This is a genomic window from Negativicutes bacterium (genome assembly GCA_018052945.1).
GTDB lineage: Bacteria > Bacillota > Negativicutes > JAGPMH01 > JAGPMH01 > JAGPMH01.
The window spans coordinates 16,654-36,772 of sequence record JAGPMH010000015.1; the positions used below are offsets into that span (position 1 = coordinate 16,654).

The 20,119-nt window shown below is 33.9% G+C and carries 23 protein-coding genes; 2 read left to right on the forward strand and 21 right to left on the reverse strand.

Translation table 11 applies throughout. The annotated features are described in order from the left end of the window. Window positions 1-3: 3 nt before the first annotated feature. The 18 genes from KBI38_03850 to KBI38_03935 all read right to left on the reverse strand — a co-directional run bounded on the left by KBI38_03850 (window position 4) and on the right by KBI38_03935 (window position 15,249). The gene (locus KBI38_03850) at window positions 4-549 is read right to left on the reverse strand and encodes an epoxyqueuosine reductase QueH (GenBank protein ID MBP8629201.1); all 546 of its coding nucleotides are present in this window, start codon (window positions 547-549) and stop codon (window positions 4-6) included. 10 nt (window positions 550-559) lie between these two features. Next, complete coding sequence (gene ruvB, locus KBI38_03855; protein MBP8629202.1) at window positions 560-1,561, reverse strand: Holliday junction branch migration DNA helicase RuvB; 1,002 nt, start codon at window positions 1,559-1,561, stop codon at window positions 560-562. After that, complete coding sequence (ruvA, locus tag KBI38_03860; protein ID MBP8629203.1) at window positions 1,551-2,153, reverse strand: Holliday junction branch migration protein RuvA; 603 nt, start codon at window positions 2,151-2,153, stop codon at window positions 1,551-1,553. Before ruvA ends, ruvB begins: the two co-directional genes overlap by 11 nt. A gap of 14 nt (window positions 2,154-2,167) precedes the next feature. Beyond that, entirely contained in the window at window positions 2,168-2,662 is a 495-nt protein-coding gene (gene ruvC / locus KBI38_03865; GenBank protein ID MBP8629204.1) for a crossover junction endodeoxyribonuclease RuvC, read from the reverse strand. A gap of 46 nt (window positions 2,663-2,708) precedes the next feature. Further along, complete coding sequence (locus tag KBI38_03870; protein ID MBP8629205.1) at window positions 2,709-3,938, reverse strand: divergent polysaccharide deacetylase family protein; 1,230 nt, start codon at window positions 3,936-3,938, stop codon at window positions 2,709-2,711. 16 nt (window positions 3,939-3,954) lie between these two features. Further along, window positions 3,955-4,740: an aminotransferase class IV gene (locus KBI38_03875; GenBank protein ID MBP8629206.1), complete on the reverse strand. Its 786-nt coding sequence runs from the start codon at window positions 4,738-4,740 to the stop codon at window positions 3,955-3,957. A gap of 3 nt (window positions 4,741-4,743) precedes the next feature. After that, window positions 4,744-6,123, reverse strand: a complete 1,380-nt coding sequence (gene pabB, locus KBI38_03880; protein MBP8629207.1) for an aminodeoxychorismate synthase component I — start codon at window positions 6,121-6,123, stop codon at window positions 4,744-4,746. 7 nt (window positions 6,124-6,130) lie between these two features. Continuing rightward, on the reverse strand, window positions 6,131-6,709 hold the full coding sequence (locus KBI38_03885; protein MBP8629208.1) for an aminodeoxychorismate/anthranilate synthase component II: 579 nt from the start codon (window positions 6,707-6,709) through the stop codon (window positions 6,131-6,133). A 722-nt stretch (window positions 6,710-7,431) separates the two neighbouring features. Further along, a complete protein-coding gene (locus tag KBI38_03890; GenBank protein MBP8629209.1) occupies window positions 7,432-7,581 on the reverse strand; it encodes a hypothetical protein in 150 nt (49 codons plus the stop codon). Window positions 7,582-8,113: 532 nt separating this feature from the next. Continuing rightward, complete coding sequence (locus KBI38_03895; GenBank protein MBP8629210.1) at window positions 8,114-8,839, reverse strand: SagB/ThcOx family dehydrogenase; 726 nt, start codon at window positions 8,837-8,839, stop codon at window positions 8,114-8,116. A 4-nt stretch (window positions 8,840-8,843) separates the two neighbouring features. Continuing rightward, window positions 8,844-9,479, reverse strand: coding sequence for a bifunctional phosphoribosyl-AMP cyclohydrolase/phosphoribosyl-ATP diphosphatase HisIE (locus KBI38_03900; protein ID MBP8629211.1), 636 nt, complete (start codon window positions 9,477-9,479; stop codon window positions 8,844-8,846). After that, window positions 9,476-10,234 carry an imidazole glycerol phosphate synthase subunit HisF gene (gene hisF, locus KBI38_03905; protein MBP8629212.1) on the reverse strand — a complete coding sequence of 253 codons (759 nt, stop codon included), beginning with the start codon at window positions 10,232-10,234 and terminating at the stop codon, window positions 9,476-9,478. Before hisF ends, KBI38_03900 begins: the two co-directional genes overlap by 4 nt. Before the next feature lie 4 nt (window positions 10,235-10,238). Beyond that, window positions 10,239-10,964: a 1-(5-phosphoribosyl)-5-[(5-phosphoribosylamino)methylideneamino]imidazole-4-carboxamide isomerase gene (gene hisA / locus KBI38_03910; GenBank protein ID MBP8629213.1), complete on the reverse strand. Its 726-nt coding sequence runs from the start codon at window positions 10,962-10,964 to the stop codon at window positions 10,239-10,241. Window positions 10,965-10,979: 15 nt separating this feature from the next. Then, window positions 10,980-11,579 carry an imidazole glycerol phosphate synthase subunit HisH gene (gene hisH, locus KBI38_03915; protein ID MBP8629214.1) on the reverse strand — a complete coding sequence of 200 codons (600 nt, stop codon included), beginning with the start codon at window positions 11,577-11,579 and terminating at the stop codon, window positions 10,980-10,982. 17 nt (window positions 11,580-11,596) lie between these two features. After that, on the reverse strand, window positions 11,597-12,181 hold the full coding sequence (gene hisB, locus KBI38_03920) for an imidazoleglycerol-phosphate dehydratase HisB (protein ID MBP8629215.1): 585 nt from the start codon (window positions 12,179-12,181) through the stop codon (window positions 11,597-11,599). A 5-nt stretch (window positions 12,182-12,186) separates the two neighbouring features. Then, the gene (hisC, locus tag KBI38_03925) at window positions 12,187-13,245 is read right to left on the reverse strand and encodes a histidinol-phosphate transaminase (protein MBP8629216.1); all 1,059 of its coding nucleotides are present in this window, start codon (window positions 13,243-13,245) and stop codon (window positions 12,187-12,189) included. A gap of 1 nt (window position 13,246) precedes the next feature. After that, entirely contained in the window at window positions 13,247-14,587 is a 1,341-nt protein-coding gene (gene hisD / locus KBI38_03930) for a histidinol dehydrogenase (protein MBP8629217.1), read from the reverse strand. Continuing rightward, a complete protein-coding gene (locus KBI38_03935; protein MBP8629218.1) occupies window positions 14,584-15,249 on the reverse strand; it encodes an ATP phosphoribosyltransferase in 666 nt (221 codons plus the stop codon). Before KBI38_03935 ends, hisD begins: the two co-directional genes overlap by 4 nt. 177 nt (window positions 15,250-15,426) lie before the next feature. On the opposite strand from KBI38_03935, the gene KBI38_03940 reads away from it, so the two are divergent. Then, on the forward strand, window positions 15,427-16,386 hold the full coding sequence (locus tag KBI38_03940; protein MBP8629219.1) for a D-2-hydroxyacid dehydrogenase: 960 nt from the start codon (window positions 15,427-15,429) through the stop codon (window positions 16,384-16,386). Here the strand turns inward: KBI38_03940 and KBI38_03945 are convergent. From KBI38_03945 to KBI38_03955, 3 genes are read right to left on the reverse strand one after another with little or no spacing between them, the layout of a single operon-like run. After that, window positions 16,383-16,907, reverse strand: coding sequence for an HD domain-containing protein (locus KBI38_03945; GenBank protein ID MBP8629220.1), 525 nt, complete (start codon window positions 16,905-16,907; stop codon window positions 16,383-16,385). The genes KBI38_03940 and KBI38_03945 overlap by 4 nt on opposite strands. Continuing rightward, window positions 16,908-18,092, reverse strand: coding sequence for an ATP phosphoribosyltransferase regulatory subunit (gene hisZ, locus KBI38_03950; protein MBP8629221.1), 1,185 nt, complete (start codon window positions 18,090-18,092; stop codon window positions 16,908-16,910). Window positions 18,093-18,098: 6 nt separating this feature from the next. Continuing rightward, window positions 18,099-18,401: a hypothetical protein gene (locus KBI38_03955; protein MBP8629222.1), complete on the reverse strand. Its 303-nt coding sequence runs from the start codon at window positions 18,399-18,401 to the stop codon at window positions 18,099-18,101. A gap of 334 nt (window positions 18,402-18,735) precedes the next feature. On the opposite strand from KBI38_03955, the gene KBI38_03960 reads away from it, so the two are divergent. Beyond that, the gene (locus tag KBI38_03960) at window positions 18,736-20,082 is read left to right on the forward strand and encodes a pyruvate carboxylase subunit B (protein ID MBP8629223.1); all 1,347 of its coding nucleotides are present in this window, start codon (window positions 18,736-18,738) and stop codon (window positions 20,080-20,082) included. The last annotated feature ends 37 nt before the right edge of the window (window positions 20,083-20,119 follow it).

A 20,119-nucleotide genomic window follows, 5' to 3' on the forward strand; every position in this document is an offset into this window, starting at 1 on the left:
CCCTTAGTCAGTTTTTTTCTTAATCTTTTGATAGCGATCTCGTTCACTAAAAATACACCCACAATAAGGCTGACGATATAGCTCTAACTCTTTGCTAATTTCTACACCCTCTGCCCAACCTTCTCGATAATCATAATAAAAAAATGGAATTTGTTCAATTTCCGCAACCTTTTCACATATAGTTTTTATCATTTCATGTTTTTGATAAGGACTGACTAACAAACTCGTGGAAAAAGCTTCAAAATTATATTCTTTAGCAACTTTAGCCGCCAACATCAATCTACTTTCATAGCAATAGTAACAACGACCATTAGGTTCAGTTAACACCTTACTTAAAAACTCTTCCAGTCTATAGCTATTATCAACAATTAATTTCAAATTAACTTTTTCAGCATACTCTCTGGCAGTATTCAGTCTCTTTTTAAACTCTTTATAGGGATGAATATTTTGATTATAAAAATAACCCTCAACTTTATGATTATTTTCTCTTAAAAATTTAACAGGAAAAGTTGCACAAGGACCACAACATAAATGCAGTAAAATCTTCATTAAATCACCTTTAGTCTTCTTTTTTAATCGGCACACCCAAATGTTCATAAGCAGCAGTTGTCGCAACCCTACCGCGTGCGGTTCTATTAATAAACCCTAATTGCAATAAATACGGCTCATACACATCTTCAATCGTATCAGTTTCTTCACTAATAGCTGCCGCTAATGTATCCAAGCCTACCGGTCCACCATCAAACTTATTAATAATAGTTAATAACATAATGCGATCGGTATTATCAAGGCCCAATTTATCAACCTCTAATCTTTGTAAGGCCTTATCGGCCAGCTCATCGGTAATAATACCATCACCTGATATTTGCGCAAAATCTCTCACTCTTTTTAATAGTCTATTGGCAATTCGCGGTGTCCCCCTTGATCGTTTCGCTATTTCCCAAGCTCCACGTTCTTCAATATGAATCTCCAATATTTCCGCCGCACGTTTAATGATATGCACTAACGAGTCCGGTTGATAATACTCTAACCTACTGACTACACCAAATCTATCTCTTAACGGTGCTGCCAACGCTCCCGCTTTTGTAGTTGCACCAACCAAAGTAAAGGGAGCAATGTCAAGACGAATTGATCTGGCACTTGGCCCTTTACCAATAATAATATCAAGTGCAAAATCTTCCATTGCAGAATATAAAACTTCTTCTACATTTCGTGACAGTCTATGAATTTCATCAATAAACAAAACATCATTTTCCCCTAAATTTGTTAATAGTGCCGCCAAATCACCGGAACGTTCAATTGCCGGGCCGGAAGTAATTCGTAAATTAACACCTAACTCATTGGCAATAATGGCAGCTAATGTCGTTTTGCCTAATCCCGGTGGCCCATATAATAAAACATGATCTAACGCTTCGCGACGAGATAACGCCGCCTTAATAAAAATATCCAAATTCTCTTTTACTTTATCTTGTCCAATATACTCAACTAATTTTCGTGGTCTTAAGCTATACTGCCAAGTATCTATTTCCTGTTCATCACCGGTTATAATTCTATCTTCCATTGTTACCTCCGGCCATTTCTTTTAAGACTTGCTTTATAACAATTTCAACCTTATCAAAACTTTTGATTTTACGCAGGATTGGCATAATCTCATTTTGACCATAACCTAACGCCACTAAAGCCTCTATCGCTTCACCCATAACATCATTATTTTCAGTAGTAATGTTTATTTCATCAATAAACTCATCTTCCGCACTACCAACTTTATCAGCCAATTCCAAAATAATACGTTCCGCTGTTTTCTTGCCAATTCCTGGCAGTTTAGTCAATGCCGTAGTTTTCTTAAACCGTATCGCCGAACATAAATCCTCCGGAGATATTGCTGATAAAATTCCCATTGCGACTCTCGGACCAATTCCAGAAACAGCTATTAGCTTTAAAAATAAATCATATTCACTTTCTTTACAAAACCCATATAGTTGCATCGCATCTTCTCTGACATTTAAATATGTTATAAGTTTTACCTCAGCCTCTTTTATTAATTTATTTCTGGTATTATTAGAAATAAAAATTCGATAGCCAATACCATTTGTTTCAACAAAACACCAATCTATTGCAATATTAGTAACTGTCCCCTTAATATAACCAATCATTATTTTTCTCCAATTTATAGTTTATTGCGCCACAGCAAATTATTACAACAATGCGTTGTACAAATTGCTACAGCCAAAGCATCTGCTACGTCATCCGGATGTGGCTTTTTCGGTAAATTTAATAATTTTTCAACCATATAGATAACTTGTTCTTTCGTGGCTCTACCATAACCAACTACCGCCTGTTTTATCTGCAAGGGAGTGTGTTCGGCAACTTCAATATTATTTTTGGCTGCCGCCAATAACACTACCCCTCTAGCTTGCCCTACCGGAATAGCAGTTCTGATATTCTTATTAAAAAACAACTGTTCAACCCCCATAACATCAGGTTGATATTTTTTTATTAATGCTTCAATTTCTAAGTTTATTTTTAGTAGCCGATCTTGTGCCGACATTTTAGGACTAGTAATAACTGCCCCATAGTCTATGGCCTTTAAGTGATTACCCTTCATTTCAACTAAACCGTAACCGCAAATCGCCGTTCCGGGATCAATCCCCAATGCTAACATTTATTCTAATCCTCCATTATAACAAATACAAGTATTGCTAAATTATTTATTGCAATAATTCCGAAGCATATACAAGTTGTATCCCCATTGCTTCAAGTTCGGGAATTACTTCTTTAATTGCTTTTCCAGTATTAATTCTAGCATGTCCAATGGCTATTACCGACCCATTTTCCAGCCCCATTTTAGCTGCTAATCGCAATTGTTTTTTGATATAGTTTATATCACTACTGTTGTCAATAAAAACACTATTTTCTGCTGTCGGAACATTCATTTTCAAAGCCATTTTATAAGCAACCGAGGCACCACTGGTCTTACTATCAATAAAAAATAAGTTTCTTTCCTTTAAGACTTTTAAAACATCTTTCATGACTCTCTCATCCGCAGTTGCTTTTGAGCCTTGATGATTATTTACGCCAATTATTTCTGGTATAGTATTCAGTAATTCTGTTACCAATGCATTTATTTCGCCAGCACTCATATCAACATTAATAGTTTTCGGTTCAACTGCAGCCTCAGCCCCTGCTTCCATCGGTAAATGCAAAATGAATTCTCTTTGATTGTTTGCAGCCTGAACAACTGCCTTTTTGCTAAAAGTTTGATTTGGTAAAATCGCAAAAGTTAACGGTCGATCAATTTGCTGATAGATGTTGATACTCTCTTGGTTATAGCCAAAGTCATCAATTACTAACGCCAGCTTGCCCTTAGCGGTAAAATCTTGCTTCAAGGTTGCCTTTGCTTTACCACCAATCGTTAACAAATAAATTTTATCGGAAATTATTCTTAAATCATCATTGTTAAGCTTATCTTTAATGCCAATATCGATTCTTTTTATGTCTTGCCCTTCATATTTATCATCACTAACATCTAATATCTGGGCGTCCTCTTTTTTTAAAGCTTGTTGTAATTTATTTTTTAGATCATCTAGTTTACTGTGGTCAAACTTTAAAAATAATTGTCTGTTATGCCAAAGTATCTTACCTTCGTCATTTTCTTTAGTAACTTCTTTATCATAATCTTTAACTGCAAGATTGTTATCTTTATATTCACTTAAAACCTGATCAACAATTTTGTGAATTTTTTTAGTTTTTTCTCTAAAATCAGTATCAGCTTGACTTTTATTATTAATCAGCCCTGGTGAATTATAACCATCTAAATAATGAAACGAAATTGCTACTAAACCAGCTACAATTAACCACAATAACCATCTAAAACTATTTTTATTAGTTTTCTTTGATGACTTATTACTTTTTTGTTTTTTATTTGAGTCTTTCGCCATTTCAGCCTCCAAATTTTTATATTACAAAACCAATCAATTTATTAGTTTCATTACAAAGCTCAGCATCATGTTGATATATTATATTATCAATTTTATTTACTCCAACTAGACCGATTAACGAGTTACAGACAAAAACGCCTTCAGCCTGTTCTAACATTGTCGACGTTATTTTTTCTTCTTTTATTTTATACTTTAAAATTTTTTGTTGCTGTAAAATTTTATTTCGTATTATCCCTGGCAGTAAACCTTCCTGTTGCGGTGAAGTCATCAGAACATTGCCGCGTTTTATAAATACATTACTGCTACTACACTCGGTAATAACTCCTGCATCATTTAAAAAATAAGCATCATTATAGCCTAACTTCAATGCTTGTTGTCGCACTAAATAATTTTCTAAATAGTTGGTAGTTTTATGTTGTAATAGCCAGTTGCTCTTATTTTTTATTATTGTTGCTTTCATTAAGGAAAAGCCACTTAGCAACTTATCTATAGAATAAAGATACGGTCGATGAAAAATCTTAGTTTTAAAACACAGCTTATCTTTATATAATAATATCTTCAAAACACAGAGCCCTTGCGGTAATTTACTAATACTAGCATATATTGATTTTTCATCAATCTGCACAGTTTCACCAGAGAGAACATAAGCGCTATTTTTTAGTCTATTTAAATGTTGTGCCAAATTACTAGCATTATTGTTTTTTACCAGTATCGTCTCAAATAATCCATAACCATACTGAAAGCCGTCACTTGAAGTTAAATCATTATCTTTAACCCATTTATCATCAGACCATTTTTTCATCTATTAACATTCTCCTATTAAAGCCTTTCTTAAGGCTTTTCCTTTTAATAAACTCTCCTCATATTCAGCTTCTGCTTCCGAGTCCCAAACAACACCTCCACCAACTTGAAAATAAGCTTTATTATTATTAATAATAACTGTTCTGATCGCAATATTTAAATCCGCAACATTATTAAAACCAATATAACCTAAAGCCCCAGTATAAGCTTTACGTTTAGTTGGTTCCAATTCTTCAATTATTTCCATTGCTCTTATTTTAGGTGCACCAGTTATTGAACCACCCGGAAAAGTATTTTTAATACAATCAATGATATCAATATCGATTGCAATTTCTGCTGTAATACTTGCTACTAAATGATGAACCGTAGCATAAGATTCTACCAAAAACAATTCATCAACTTTTACAGTCCCGTCAACTGCTATTCTGCCAAGATCATTTCTTTCTAAATCAACAATCATTAATAATTCTGCTCGATCTTTTTCACTATGATAAAGCTTATTTTTGTTTGCTAAATCAGCAACAACATTTTGGTCTCTACTAATAGTACCCTTTATTGGTCTAGTCTCTATTTTATTATTTCTTATTTTAAGATATCGTTCCGGCGAACTTGAAATTATAATCCCCATACCGGTATCAACATATGCCGAAAACGGCGCTGGATTAATTTCCTTTAATTTATGATAAAACCCAAGATAACTGCCTTTAAAGTCACAAGAAAAACGTTGCGTAAAATTAACCTGATAAACTTCTCCCGCTCTAATATAATTTTTAATTTTATTAATAGCTTTAATATAATAGTCTTTATTCATATTGCCAGAAAAATTACTAGCTACAAAAAAATCAGGTTCAGTCTTATTAGTACTGGCAGTTAAAATTTCCAACATCTCTGTAATGTTTTTTGATAAATCTTGGTTCCCATCATAATTTATAACACTCAAAATAATAGTCTTATTCTTATGATCAAAAATATAAACTTTATCATAAAAACCCCAGAATGCATCCGGTATTTTTATATCATCAATATTATCATTACTTACATCTTCTAAAAATGAATAGTTATCATAACCAAAATAACCTACCGCCCCACCAATAAAAGGCAACTCAGTATTAATATTTATTTTATAGTTTTCCAGTAATAATTTCATTTCAGTAAAAGGGTCGGTATTTTCCTTTAAAATCTTTTTCCCTTTTTTATTTACTACTATTTCATTTTTAAAGCTTGTAAAAGTTAAAAAGGGGTCAGCACCAAGTATTGAGTATCTTCCTAATCTTTCATTGCCAAAATCACTATGTAAATTAAAAGAATGCTGCTTATTTGATAATAATTCTAGCAATCTATGTTCATCAACCCAGCAATCTATTGTTTTAAATTTATGTTCCATAATAATTTTAATCTACCTTCCGGATACGGTCTGAAAAATTGCATAAAATTTGGCGTCCACATTCACTAAGAATTGCTTCAGGGTGAAATTGAACACCTTCAATTAAATAAGATTTATGCCTTATACCCATTATTTCTCCATCTTCAGTTTCGGCTGTTATTTCAAGTTCATTCGTCAATGTTGCTTTATCAACAATTAAAGAATGATAGCGGGTAACCTTTAGCGGATTTTTAACATTGGTAAAAACACCAGTACCATTATGCCTGATACTGTGAACTTTTCCATGAACAGGTTCTTTGGCTCTTGTTATTTTACTGCCAAAAGCTTGAGCTATTGTTTGATGTCCTAAGCAAACACCAAATATCGGAATTTTACCTTTAAGTTTTTCAACAACAGCTAAACTAATTCCGGCATTATCCGGAGTTGATGGGCCTGGAGATATTAAGATAAACTCCGGTTGCAGTGAGATAATCTCATCAATTGTTATTTTATTATTGCGAAAAACTTTTATATCTTGTTCAATATCTTTTAAATATTGCACCAAATTATAGGTGAAAGAATCATAATTATCAATAACTAAAATCATTATTTTTTTCTCCAAAATAAATATAATCTCATTATAAACTAAATCTTAACATAAATAAATAAGAGCAGTTATCCAGTCTATGTACTGTAATAACTCCTCTTATTCCAATTGGCTAGCCAAGACGATAACCCAAAAATCTTTTTTCACAATTTCTGTGTTCGCAATGACCATTATTCTGTTTTTTATCCTCGAATAAGATATTTCATCTTCCGAGGGGGCTACTTCGTTCATTGGAAACACCCCGTTACGTTTTTGTTTGCAGCTAACTTATCTAGCTGTTGATTTTATTATAATGTTTATAATTATATCTGTCAACATTATTTTCAGAAAATTCAATTTATTTTTCCGAGACAATAAAGATATAAGGGTAATTACTCTTCTCACTAGAGTAATTACCCTTATCCTCGGTCTAGTTATTTTCATTGTAGCTTTGTACTTTTTAGTACAAAGCTTAAGTTTCAACTTACTATTTCTACTTTGAAAATAACTCTTAGATTTGTATAACCCTACCTGTTATACTTAATCTAATTTAACCTATTTTCGGTATCAAAACTCTTTGTTTTGATATCTACTGCAAGGCTACACTTTAGCTTTTTAGCTATTAGTGCTCCTTTTCTACTTTTATTATAACCTGACTTTGTAAATTTGTAAAGTAATTTTCAGAAAATTCTTAATATTTTAAAAAAAAATAAAGCTGATTACTTTCTTTACAGTAATCAGCTTTACACCAAAAGTTTTTGTCCAGATCTACAGATTTTTTTTGCTTTTATAAGCAAGTCTTCCCGCAACACTTTGGAAGCTAATACCTCTGTTCCAAACATTAACTTTGGTTTTGAAGAACCTTCCTGTTCTTCACTTAAGATATCTGCCATTGGCATCACTCTCCATAACTGTAGATATCTATCTGAAAAGCAACACCAACCGGTGCTCCTTGTCTGATTTAATTATAAAATACCTGAACGTAATAGTCAATACATTTTCAGAAAATTCAATTTATTTTCTATTTTAATTGAATAAGGATGATTACTCTTTTCACTAGAGCAATCATCCTTATTCTGTGCTAATTATTACCCCATTACTACAAGTTTTTTGTGCTTTTATAAGCACAGGCTCTCTTTCAATTCTAGAGCTAGTTTTCACTGTAGTTGAAGTAGTTTCATAGCATCTAGTATAACGACCTTCCGCTATACTATCGGGTGCCGAGTCTCTGAAGCTTTTTTGCTTCATCCAGATACCACACTCCCATTTGTTTGGTTATCTATTTAAAAAGTCACACTATGTAGTGTTCCTTTTCTAACTTCATTATAGCTTTCTTTTATAAGCTTGTAAATAGTTTTCAGAAAATTCTTATAATTTATTTCGAAAGATAAAGACTACAATCGTAGTCCTTATCTTTTACTGTATTTAGTATTTTCCGACTGTCGCCGCATATGCAACAAAGAGCTCTTCACCATCTAAATTTAAAAATCTATTTACCGCATCATCATCAAATGCCGCTATGGCACAAGTGCCACAATTTACATTTTGTCCTGCTAAATAAAGGTTTTGACAAATATGTCCGGCATCTAGCAATAAATAACGATAACCTCGTTCACCAAAGCGCCAAACCATTCTTTCCGCCACTGCTACCCATATAAAAGTAACAGCAGCATTAGCAATAGTTTTTTGGTTTAAAAATGCCGGAATCGCTTCATCTAATAAAGATTCATCAACCTTTATTGCCAACAATTTGTGTTCAATTGCTAAAAAACGATAAATTCCTTTTTCCAATCCTTCAACATTATTAACGAGTAAATATGTTTCAAAGGCGTGTCTAGCACCGGCTGAAGGGACATTACGCAAACTCCCTTTTTCCACTACCATTTTTACCCCTTGAGTACACCAAAGTAAATAAGATAAATCTTTTAGGCTCATACTTTTATCACTATAATGCCTAATGGTTGTTCGAAGTTCAATCATTTCCAAAAAATTAACTTGTTGCTCATCAAAAAAATCAGGTTCCGGTAAATTAATAATCATATCTTCCGGATTATATGGCAGTTGAATTAACGGTGCCAACTTTTTTTCACTATGCCCTGTTGTCTTTATATATTGATACTTAGTACTTTCGATAAATTCTTTACCGATCATAGTTTTACTTCCTCCGTTTTTTTAGCTCCTGTAATAGTTCATTAGGAACAACTCCGTGAAATGATAATAACACTAAACAATGATACCACAAATCTGCCATTTCATACAGCAATTCATTATTGTCCATATTTTTCGAAGCAATGATTGTCTCTGCACTTTCTTCGCCAACCTTCTTCAAAATTTTGTCTTGACCTTTTTCAAACAAATAAGTTGTATAAGAACCTTCTTTAGGATTTTCTTTTCGATCATTAATAACAGAGTATAATTCATTTAATAATGTAGCTATACCATTGTTATCACTTACTAATGTTTTATTAGGACTAACATCATTCAGTTTACGATAAAAACAACTATATTCTCCAGTGTGACAAGCAACACCATTTTGTTCAACTTTAATTAACAGTGCATCTTGATCACAATCATAAAAAACATCTACCACATTTTGAACATTACCTGAGGTTGCACCCTTATTCCACAGTTCTTTACGACTTCGGCTATAAAACCAAGTTTGTCCACTTGCAATTGTCTTTGCTAAAGATTCTTTATTCATATACGCTAACATCAATACTTCGTTCGTTTTGACATCTTGAATTATTGCTGGCACAAGCCCTTTTTCATCATATTTTATATCTTCTATCATAATCTCACTTCAACCCCTCTTGATCTTAAATACTCTTTAACTTGTCTTACTGTAAACTGACCATAATGAAATACTGACGCAGCTAGAACAGCATCAGCTTTACCAGCCGTTAACACATCATAAAAGTGCTCTAATGCTCCTGCACCGCCCGAGGCAATAACAGGGACATTAACACTTTCAGATACAGCTTTCGTTAATGGTATATCATAGCCATCCTTAGTACCATCTTTATCCATACTAGTAAGTAAAATTTCACCGGCACCAAGTTGAACCCCTTTTTTCACCCATTCAATCACGTCCAGCCCGGTCGATGTTCTACCACCATTAATATATACTTCCCAACCACCGTTATGATCACTTCTAGCATCTACTGCTAAAACTATACATTGACTACCAAAGCGTTTTGCACCTTCTGCTATTAAATCAGGATTTTTTATCGCCGCTGTATTTAACGAAACCTTATCGGCTCCGGCTTTTAACATTTTTCGAATATCTTCAACAGTCCTAATCCCGCCCCCTACCGTAAACGGAATAAAAACCTCTGAAGCACAAGCACTAACAACATCTACCATCGTATTTCGTTCTTCATGAGACGCTGTTATGTCCAGTAACACAAGTTCATCGGCAATTTCTTTATCATAAACTGCCGACAATTCAATAGGATCTCCGGCATCACGCAATCCTACAAAATTTGTCCCCTTTACAACACGACCATCTTTAACATCTAAACAAGGAATTATTCTCTTTGTATACATTAAATCACCCCTGTGCAATTTTAATCGCAGCAGGTAAATCTACTGCACCGGTATAAATAGCTTTGCCAACAATTACACCTTCAACCCCGCTATTTTCAACAGCTTTTACCGCTTTTATATCTTCCAACGAACTGACACCACCGGAAGCAATTATTTTAAGACCACTTAGCTTTGCTAATTCAGCCGTAGCTTCAACATTAACACCAGTCAACGTACCATCTCTGGAGATATCAGTGAAAATTATTCGTTCCACCCCCACAGTGGCCATTTGTTTTGCTAAGTCTTCTGTTTTAACCCCGCCGGAAATGCCCCAGCCTTCCACTGCAACTTCTCCATTTTTAGCGTCAATGCCTACCACTATTTTGTCACCAAACTTTTGACAGGCTTCTTTTACTAATTCAGGATTTTTTACAGCCACTGACCCTAAAATAACTCTGGTTATCCCTAACGATAAAATATGTTCAATGTTTTCAATTGTTCTGATTCCTCCACCTAGCTGTACTGGGATATCAACAAAATCAACAATCTCTTTGATAACAGCCGTATTAACAGATGCCCCTTTTAAGGCACCATCTAAATCCACTAAATGCAAGTATTGGGCGCCTTGTGCTACCCATTGTTTCGCCATCTCCAAAGGTTTATCCGCAAAAATTGTTTCTTGATCAAAACGACCTTCCGTTAACCTTACACATTTGCCACCGCGGATATCAATTGCCGGAAATATTATCATAGTAATCCTCCTAAATTAACTATTTACAAAATTAGTTAGTATTTTCATGCCAACCGCACTTGATTTTTCAGGATGAAATTGCACTGCTTGCACATTATCTTTTCCTACTGCTGCCGTAACATTACCACCATAATCAGTAACTGCCGTTATTATATTATCAATTGGAACAGCTTGATAACTATGCACAAAATAAACATAAGGATTTTTATCCATGTCGTCAAATAAATATGAACTATTATTAAGTTTTAAGCTATTCCAGCCCATATGAGGTATTTTTAAGTCCGGTGCTATTATCTTTTGAACTTTCCCACGGAAAATGCCTAAACCTTTAACTCCCGGGCTTTCTTCACTCTCTTCAAATAACAGTTGTAAGCCTAAGCAAATCCCTAAAAAAGGCTTTCCACTATTAACAACTTCTTTTATCGCCGGAATTAAACCACTTTGCTCTAAATTATTCATACAATCACCAAAAGCACCCACACCTGGCAAAACCACTTTGTCTGCTTGCAGAATAACTTTTTCATCGTTTGTTACAATAACTTTTGCTCCTAATTTCACAAAAGCTTTTTCTACACTAAACAAATTGCCCATTCCATAATCTATTATTGCAATCATCTGTACCTCCAACGATCTTATAACATTCCTTTAGTAGACATTACACCTTGAATTCTTTCGTCGATTGTTAACGCCTCTCTTAATGCTCTGGCTAATGCTTTAAAAACACCCTCTACTATATGATGGGAGTTACTACCAGCCATCATCTTTACATGCAAAGTAATTCCTGCATTGAACGCAAAAGCTCTTAAAAACTCTTCGGTTAATTCAGTATCATAATCTCCAATCATCTGCGCCTTTACTAATACCTCGTAGTTTAAAAATGCTCTACCACTTAAATCCAATGATACCATTATTAAAGCTTCATCCATCGGTACAAAAGCCGTACCATATCTTTTGATGCCAACTTTATCTCCCATTGCTTTAGTGAAAGCTTGGCCTAGTGCAATACCAATATCCTCTACACTATGGTGGCCATCCACAAATAAATCTCCACTACATTCTACTTTTAGATTAAATTGACCATGAGTAGTAAATAAATTCAACATATGCTCAAAAAAACCCATTCCGGTATCAAGGTTGCTAGTTCCTTGACCATCAATGTCTAAACTAATATTAATATCAGTTTCACCGGTTCTACGAGATACTTCAGCACAACGCATATACTTTACCTCTCTTTATTAATAAATTCAGATATTTTACTGAAAATTACATCATTTTCTTCCGGAGTACCAATTGTAATCCTAATGCAATTTTCTAATTGCGGAGCATTATTAAAACTTCTTACCCCGATAGAATTTTGTTCTAAAAATTCATTAAGTTGATTAGCTTTATCAAGCTTAATTAATATAAAATTTGTTTCTGAGGGGTAAACAACCATTTCCTTAAACGTCTGTAATTTTTCTTCCATTCTTTGACGTTCAGCTACTGTTTGCTTGATAACAGGAATAAATTCATCCCGCATTTGATACACAATTTCCGCCGCTGCTAAAGTTAAGGCATTAACATGAAACGGCATACAAGTTTTCGCTACCATTGTTATAATATCTTTTGCCGCCAACATATAACCAATACGAGCTGAGGCAAAGCCATAAGCTTTCGAAAAAGTACGGCAAATTATTAATTTGTCATACTTTTCCAATAAACTTACTGCTGAAATACCATGAAATTCAACATAAGCTTCATCAATTACTACCGGACATTGTGCATTTTTTAAAATATATTCGATATCATAAAGTGGTACAACATTGCCAGTAGGATTATTAGGAGTACAAATTACAATTAAAGTTGCCTGTTCATCTTCAGCCGCAGCTAACACTTTACCAGGTATTAAGGTATAATCGTCTTCTAAGCAAACTGCTACCGCCTTAGTATCACTGATTTTAGCATAAATATTATACATCGAAAATGATGGAGTTGGGAAAACAATACTATTACCCTGTCCACCAAACGCAAAAAATAGTTTTTCTAACAATTCACTAGAGCCATTTCCTAATAAAATATTATCCGTTGTTAAACCAAAATTATCCGCTATTTCTTCTCTTAAGCTCATACCAGAATCAGGATAGCGATTAAAAGCCAAATACCCCAATCTATTTACTACTCGTTCTTGAACCAACGGTGGTAAATTTAAATTACTTTCATTTGCATCAACTTTTATATCATATTCTTTCACATGAACATCATACGTTGGCAGTTCCGTTAACCCACTGCGATACTTAGTCATCTCATTCACCCCTTACTCTAATAGCATTAGCATGAGCGGTTAACCCTTCTGCTTCCGCTAAAGAAATTATATCATCTTGTACCGCTTGTAATGCTTCTTTCGTATATGAAATAATACTTGTCCGCTTCATAAAAGTCTCTACATTTAATACTGAGTAAAATCTTGCCGTACCACCGGTCGGTAAAACATGATTAGGACCAGCAAAATAATCCCCTAGTGGTTCCGGTGAATAAGCTCCTAAGAATACCGCTCCGGCATGACGTACTAATGGTAATAAATTAAAAGGATCTGCCGTCAATATTTCTAAATGTTCCGGTGCCGAAACATTGGCAAGCTCCATACATTCTTTAATATTATCAGCAACAATAATTAACCCATTCTTCTCCAATGCTAATTTAGCAATTTCCGCTCTTGGCAATTTTGCTAATTGCACCTCAAGTTCCGCTGTTACTTTTTGTGCCAACTTTATATTATCAGTTAACAAAATACTTGATGCTAAAACATCGTGTTCGGCTTGACTTAGCATGTCAGCAGCAATATAAGCTGGGTCTGCTGTTTGATCTGCAACAATAAGGATTTCACTAGGCCCTGCTAACATGTCAATGTCGCAGTGTCCATACACAGCCTTTTTAGCCAATGTCACAAAAATATTGCCTGGTCCGGTTATTTTATCTACCTTCGGAATAGTTTCAGTACCAAAAGCAAGTGCAGCAATACCTTGTGCACCGCCAACTTTAAAAATACGGCTTACTCCTGCTTCTTTAGCTGCTACTAAAACATAAGGATTAACTTCTCCATTTTTATCCGAAGGAACCACCATAATAATATCTTTTACTCCTGCAACTGCTGCTGGGACTGCATTCATAATCACCGAGGAAGGATATGAAGCCGTACCACCCGGCACATAAATCCCTACAATCTCTAATGGAATACAACTTTGCCCCAAAATCGACCCATGATCACGATAAGTAATCCAAGATTTTGGTTTTTGCTCTTCATGATATTTTTTCACATTACTTACTGCTTTTTTTATTGCTGCAACAACTTTGCTATCAACTAAACTCAAAGCCTTTTCATATTCTGCTGTCGTCACTTCCAAGCTTGTATTAGCAAAATCAACATTATCAATCAGTTTAATATATTTTTTTACAGCATTATCGCCATTACTGCGAATATCATTAACTATTGTTTCAACAACTTCCACTGCTGATAACTCTTTGCCAAAGCTTTCTTTTATTCTTTTTTTTGCCCCGTCACCTAGCATCACTTCATCAAAGGCCGGTTTAGTTAAAATTTTTCTTAGCTGGTTATTATCTATATTTTTAGTTTCAATAATTCTCATTTTTTAGACTCACTTTCTACAATATAGCGTAAATCTTCAACCATTTGATTAATACGATCAAATTTCATCTTAAAGCTAACTCTATTAGCAATGAAACGTGCTGTTGCATTAGCAATATGAGCAACCTCTATCAGTTTGTTCTCCTTTAAAGTTCTCCCAGTCTCAACAATATCAACAATAACCTCAGCTAAGCCAACCATCGGTCCTAACTCTATCGAGCCATTTAGTTTGATAAATTCCATTTGCATCCCTTTATTGTTAAAAAACTTTTCGGCAACTTTCGGAAATTTTGTTGCTACTCGCATATGAGCATAATCAGTTATTTTTTCTTGTAATAACTCTTCCGGTACCGCCATCATTAAACGACAAAAACCAAATTTTAAATCCAATAATTCATAGACATCTTTGTTCTCTTCCAATAAAACATCTTTTCCAATAATTCCAATATCAGCTGCCCCATATTCTACATAAGTTGGTAAATCAGCGGTTTTAGTAATAATAAATCTGATTTTTTTATCTTCATTTGTTATCACTAATTTACGAGATTTTTCACTTAACCCTTCAGCGGTGTAACCAATTTCAGCCAATAAGTCGGCTGATTTTGAAAATAATTTACCTTTAGGCAACGCTATTGTTAAATATTCCATATCATTTGAAGTCATTATAAACCTCCAGCTATATTTTTTATATTTTAATCCTTTACTTGTTTAAAGTATTATCTTGTTAGTATGTTAACATCAATCGTAAGTTTCGTCAATATTTTTGTAGGGTTTTTAGAATTTATGTCGAATAACAACAATATTGTTTACTATAAAATAATTAAAACAAGGGAGAGCATTATGTCTTCACTAAATATTGTCGTGCTAAACAACTTAGCAAATAGGCATTTTACCGCTATACACGATGTCGTTCCTGACACCAATATTATTACTTGTAGTATCGAAGAAGCACCTAATTTTATTGAAGGTGCTGACATTTTAATCGCTTGGGGTTGGCAGCCTCAAGACCAATTAGAAAATTTGGTCTTAAAATCAAAAAATCTAAAGTGGATTCACTCTTTAAGTGCCGGTGTTGAAAATTTTTTATCATCAACAATAATAAATTCTGATATCCTGCTATCAAACTCTCGCGGAATTCACGGCATTCCTATGGCAGAACATGTTTTAGCCATAATGTTATCCTTCACCAGACAATTAGAATTCTTTTTTAATAGTCAAAAAGCAAAACTTTGGCAACGCACTAAGTTAGATGAATTATATGGTAAAACAATTGGTATCGTCGGCTTAGGAAGCATCGGTCGGGAAATTGCTAAACGTGCTAAGGGTCTAGGAATGCAAGTTTACGCTAATAAAAGAACTTTAACTAAAGAATTATTTGTGGATCAATTATTTGATCAAGAACAACTCAGCGAAATGTTAGCTGAAGCTGATTTTGTCGTTGTAACCTTGCCACTAACTGATGATACACGTAATTTATTTAATTTAGAATTATTTAAAACTATGAAGAAATCGTCTTATTTTATTAACATTTCCAGAGGCGCTATTGTTAATGAAGATGATTTAATAACAGCTCTTAATAATAAAATTATCCAAGGAGCAGCTTTAGATGTTTTTCAAACAGAACCGCTACCTGATAATTCACCATTATGGGAACAAGAAAACTTGATTATAACTCCTCATATTTCTTCATTATCACCCCAATATCTTGATCGTGCAATAAAGCTTTTTTGTGAAAATCTCAAAAAATATTTAAGCAGTAGCGAATTATTAACACTGATTGACAAAGAAAAAGGCTATTAATTTTCATTATCAGCCCTTTGTAAAATATTTAATTCTATTGAATCTTTATGATTAATTTTTTGATGGTGCTTCGCAATTATCTCGGCAATTTTTACATTGCCGAGATTTTTTATTAAGATAGCACCGATTTGCGGGTGATTTAAATATACATATAGCGCATGTCTAAAATTATTAATTTTATTACCTCTGCCGTATTTAGCTAATTTGCCTGCTAGCTCAGGGAAAAATTTAAACATCAGAACACTGATAACTTTATCAAAAATACTCAAATCTTTATTTTTTCTACCAACATCATGTAGTAATGCAGTTTTCTTTAATAAAGTAACATCTACCGAATTATATTCTTTCGCAATTTTAAGAACAGTTTTAAAAACATTTATCGCATGGCATTGATCTTGTACCGCCATAGCAAAAAACAATTTTTGTTCTGCTTCGTTTAAATTATCGAAAATAATTTTTAATTCAGCAGGTTTTATTTCAGCATTACAAGCACCATAAAATTGTTTAATTCTTTTTAACATCTAGCTCACATATACTAATGTTTGATATTTTTTAAGTTCTTGATAGCACTTTGCTTCAACTTCAGTTTGTGAGGTAAAACCTACTTCAACTGTTAAGCCTTCTGCTCTTAAAGATTTTGCTTTGAGAATGGCTTCACCTAATTTCCCTTCACTCCATGCCACATAAATATTTTTATCAATTACTTTATAATTAATTTTTTGGCGTTCAAGCGCTAACATAATACGTTCTATTCCTAAAGCAAACCCTGTCGCCGGACAATCATTACCAAAAGTTTTTAGCATTTTATCATAACGTCCGCCACCACATAACGGGAAGCCTAGACCTTGGGTATAAGCTTCAAAAACCATTCCAGTATAGTAATCGAAGTCGCGGATTATGCCTAAATCAAAACTAATATATTGCTCTACTCCATACACTTTTAGCAAGGCAAATATTTCCTCTAAATTTACTAAAGCATTTTTACTTTTTTCATTTTCTGTCATCGCCTTTGCTTTTGCCAAAATTTCTTCGTGACCATGCAGTAACGGTAATTGCTTTAAGGCTTCTTGATGTTTATCAGTCAAGCCACTATTTTCTATTTCTTCATTAAAGGAAACTAGGTCTCTGTTAACCATTGCTTCTTTTAATTTTTCTTGTTTTTCTTTGCTTAAGCCACTTTCTTCCATAACTCCATTAATAAACTGAATTTGTCCCAGGCTAATTTGGAAATTTTCAAGCCCAGCTCTACGCAGTGTTTCAATTGATAAGGCAATTACTTCCGCATCAGCACTTGCTTGACAAACCCCCATCAATTCAACACCGGCTTGATAAAACTCACATTGTCGCCCCATTTGTGCCTGTTCATAACGAAAAACATTGGCAATATAAGATAACTTTAAGGGTCTTTTCTCTTCATTTAATCTAGTAGAGGCAACTCGCGCAATCGGCGTTGTCATATCATAACGAAGACCTAAGGTCGTATTATCTTTATCAAAAAACTTAAACATATTTTGTTGCATTTCATCATTATTGCCAATCGTTAAAGTTTCTAAAAATTCAAAGGTTGGTGAAACAATTTCTTCATAGCCCCACTTCACGAAAACGCTAGCGACGGCATCTTCAATTTGTCTTTTAGCCATTGCTTCATTGGGTAAAAAATCTCTGGTTCCATATGGTATTTTAAGTACAATTTCTTCTTTTTTCATTGATTGCTACTCCTCTTTATTTCCTAATCTCTCTAAGATAGTTTTATAACCATCAGCGCCATAATGCAAACATCTTTTTACTCTACTAATCGTCGCTGTGCTAGCACCAGTTCTTGCAACAATATCATCATAAGTATGTCCAGTTTGCAACATCCTTGCAACTTCAAGCCTTTGTGCCAACGATTTCAGCTCACTGACAGTGCAAATATCTTCAAAAAATTGATAACATTCTTCATTATTATTAAGTGATAATATCGCATCGAATAACTGATCACTTAATTGATCCTTCAATTTTGGATTTGCTGACAAAATAGCCACCCCTTTATAATAAATATTTCATTATTGAAAATATTCTTGCTTTAAAATAATTTTCCTTCTTTACTCCTTTTATTCTTTACTTTGTGAAATTATACTATAAATTTAAATAATTATCAATTAAATTTATGTTAAAAAAAGCTAATATAATTAGGCTTTATCCGATATTTTTTCAAAGTAAAAAACTTACGGAATTTTATCACAAACTCCCTTCTTGTTCATTGACAAACAACTTTTTAGTACCTATAATTAAGTAGAAGTATAAACCAGGATTATTCTTTAATATATAAAATCTGGTTTAAATATTATTTTAGGAGGAATATTAATAATGGCAAAAAAAGCTGTAAAAATTACAGAAACTGTCCTTCGTGATGGACATCAATCATTATGTGCTACGCGCATGCGTTTAACTGATATGGATTCCCAATTAGAAGCGCTTGACAAAGTAGGCTACTTCGCACTTGAAGCTTGGGGTGGCGCAACATTTGACACTTGCCTTCGTTTCTTAAATGAAGATCCTTGGGAGCGTTTAAAATTCCTTAAATCTAAACTTAAAACTCCTATTTCCATGTTACTAAGAGGTCAAAACATTCTTGGTTACAATCATTATGCTGATGACGTTGTAGAAATGTTCGTTAAAAAAATGGTTGAGCATGGTATTGGTGTTATTCGTGTATTCGATGCCTTAAATGACGTTCGTAATCTTGAAGTAGCTATCAAAGCTGGTTTAGAAGCAGGCGCTCACGTTCAAGGTGTTTGTGTTTACACAATCAGCCCTTTCCACACAAAAGAAAGCTATGTTAAATTAGCTAAAGAATTAGAAGCTAAAGGCGTTCATTCTATTTGTATTAAAGATATGTCCGGTCTTCTTGCACCATATGTGGCATATGATTTAGTAAAAGCATTAAAAGAAGCGGTAAAATTACCAATCGAATTACACACTCATTATACTAGTGGCTTTGGTTCAATGACTTACTTAAAAGCTATTGAAGCAGGCGTTGATATTGTTGACTGTGCACTTTCACCATTCTCCTTAGGAACTTCTCAACCATGTACAGAAACAATGATTGCTGCACTTGAAGGTACTGAGTATGATACCGGTTTAGACCGAGCTGCTTTAAAACCAATCGCTCTTCACTTTGCTGGTGTAAAAAAATCATTATCTGAAGACTTCGGTTTAAAAACACATTTTGATGTTGATACTAATGTTCTTGATTTCCAAATTCCTGGTGGAATGCTTTCCAACTTACGCAACCAACTTAAAGAACAAGGTATGGAAGACAAATATCAAGATCTTCTTGAGGAAATGCCAAGAGTTCGTAAAGATCTTGGTTATCCACCACTTGTTACTCCAACCAGCCAAATCGTAGGCTCAATGGCTACATTCAATGTTATGCTTGGTGAGCGCTACAAAATGGTACCAAGAGAAGTAAAAGATTTAGCTCGTGGTAAATATGGCCGTACTCCACTTCCAGTAGCTGATGAAGTACGCGAAAAAATCATTGGTACTGACGAAATCATTGATTATCGTCCAGCTGATGATATCGAACCACAACTTGATAAATTAAAAGCAGATTTAGCGGAAAAAGGCTATCCTAATGCTTCTATTGAAGATGTATTATCATACGCATTATTCCCTGAAGTTGCTTTAGAGTTCTTCAAAAATAATCGTTAATTAAAGTGGGGTGCTATTTATAGCACCTCTTTTATAT

Coding starts and splice junctions, on each gene's coding strand:
- KBI38_03850 (MBP8629201.1), bottom strand. CDS start 549: ATGAAGATTTTACTGCATTTATGTTGTGGTCCTTGTGCAACTTTTCCT.
- ruvB (MBP8629202.1), bottom strand. CDS start 1,561: ATGGAAGATAGAATTATAACCGGTGATGAACAGGAAATAGATACTTGG.
- ruvA (MBP8629203.1), bottom strand. CDS start 2,153: ATGATTGGTTATATTAAGGGGACAGTTACTAATATTGCAATAGATTGG.
- ruvC (MBP8629204.1), bottom strand. CDS start 2,662: ATGTTAGCATTGGGGATTGATCCCGGAACGGCGATTTGCGGTTACGGT.
- KBI38_03870 (MBP8629205.1), bottom strand. CDS start 3,938: ATGGCGAAAGACTCAAATAAAAAACAAAAAAGTAATAAGTCATCAAAG.
- KBI38_03875 (MBP8629206.1), bottom strand. CDS start 4,740: ATGAAAAAATGGTCTGATGATAAATGGGTTAAAGATAATGATTTAACT.
- pabB (MBP8629207.1), bottom strand. CDS start 6,123: ATGGAACATAAATTTAAAACAATAGATTGCTGGGTTGATGAACATAGA.
- KBI38_03885 (MBP8629208.1), bottom strand. CDS start 6,709: ATGATTTTAGTTATTGATAATTATGATTCTTTCACCTATAATTTGGTG.
- KBI38_03890 (MBP8629209.1), bottom strand. CDS start 7,581: ATGGCAGATATCTTAAGTGAAGAACAGGAAGGTTCTTCAAAACCAAAG.
- KBI38_03895 (MBP8629210.1), bottom strand. CDS start 8,839: ATGATCGGTAAAGAATTTATCGAAAGTACTAAGTATCAATATATAAAG.
- KBI38_03900 (MBP8629211.1), bottom strand. CDS start 9,479: ATGATAGAAGATATAAAATATGATGAAAAAGGGCTTGTGCCAGCAATA.
- hisF (MBP8629212.1), bottom strand. CDS start 10,234: ATGTATACAAAGAGAATAATTCCTTGTTTAGATGTTAAAGATGGTCGT.
- hisA (MBP8629213.1), bottom strand. CDS start 10,964: ATGATAATATTTCCGGCAATTGATATCCGCGGTGGCAAATGTGTAAGG.
- hisH (MBP8629214.1), bottom strand. CDS start 11,579: ATGATTGCAATAATAGATTATGGAATGGGCAATTTGTTTAGTGTAGAA.
- hisB (MBP8629215.1), bottom strand. CDS start 12,181: ATGCGTTGTGCTGAAGTATCTCGTAGAACCGGTGAAACTGATATTAAT.
- hisC (MBP8629216.1), bottom strand. CDS start 13,245: ATGACTAAGTATCGCAGTGGGTTAACGGAACTGCCAACGTATGATGTT.
- hisD (MBP8629217.1), bottom strand. CDS start 14,587: ATGAGAATTATTGAAACTAAAAATATAGATAATAACCAGCTAAGAAAA.
- KBI38_03935 (MBP8629218.1), bottom strand. CDS start 15,249: ATGACTTCAAATGATATGGAATATTTAACAATAGCGTTGCCTAAAGGT.
- KBI38_03940 (MBP8629219.1), top strand. CDS start 15,427: ATGTCTTCACTAAATATTGTCGTGCTAAACAACTTAGCAAATAGGCAT.
- KBI38_03945 (MBP8629220.1), bottom strand. CDS start 16,907: ATGTTAAAAAGAATTAAACAATTTTATGGTGCTTGTAATGCTGAAATA.
- hisZ (MBP8629221.1), bottom strand. CDS start 18,092: ATGAAAAAAGAAGAAATTGTACTTAAAATACCATATGGAACCAGAGAT.
- KBI38_03960 (MBP8629223.1), top strand. CDS start 18,736: ATGGCAAAAAAAGCTGTAAAAATTACAGAAACTGTCCTTCGTGATGGA.